Origin of the sequence: Herbiconiux daphne (assembly GCF_024979295.1) — a bacterium.
GTDB classification, from domain to species: domain Bacteria; phylum Actinomycetota; class Actinomycetes; order Actinomycetales; family Microbacteriaceae; genus Herbiconiux; species Herbiconiux daphnes.
On sequence record NZ_JANLCJ010000790.1, the window covers coordinates 1 to 527 of the forward strand.

The 527-nt window shown below is 43.3% G+C and carries 1 protein-coding gene; it reads left to right on the forward strand.

Annotation, left to right across the window (positions count from 1 at the left end; all coding sequences use genetic code 11):
• Window positions 1-527, forward strand: a 527-nt coding sequence (locus tag N1032_RS27710; RefSeq protein WP_259543947.1) for a hypothetical protein, incomplete at both ends; no start/stop codon positions are given.

Below are 527 nucleotides of genomic sequence, written 5' to 3' on the forward strand. Positions count from 1 at the left end.
TTGACCTCCTGAAAAAAGATGATTATGATGCACGTATTGTTCGTGTCGTCATGCTCGGTCGTCAAGAGTTTACTTATACTGATCGTAAGACTGGTATCACCGAAACCAAGCAGAACTATGCAATCGAAATCGCATATGAACTCATTGGAGTCGATGCTACTGGCACAGACCATGAGGGTAAGCCACTTGAACCGCGTCCTTCTTGCATGTTCCAACGTTACAAACTGATTCCTAGTTCCAGCCGTGGTAATTTCCTTGATATTATCAAGATGGTTGACCCTTCTGTAACGAAACAACCTAATGACCCTGATTGGCTCCGTGATAATCTGTTAGGTCAGCCGGTGAATCTGAGCGTTGATGTGTGGACGTCTAAAGATGGTTCTAAATCTGGTAACAACTTTACAGTGTCCCCGATTCCATCTAAATATCGTTCTGGTGTAGGTGCTCCTCGTACCGACTTGGTTTATTTCGAACCATACACTGATAACGATGAAAACAATCAGGCATATCAGAAATTGTATCCGTAC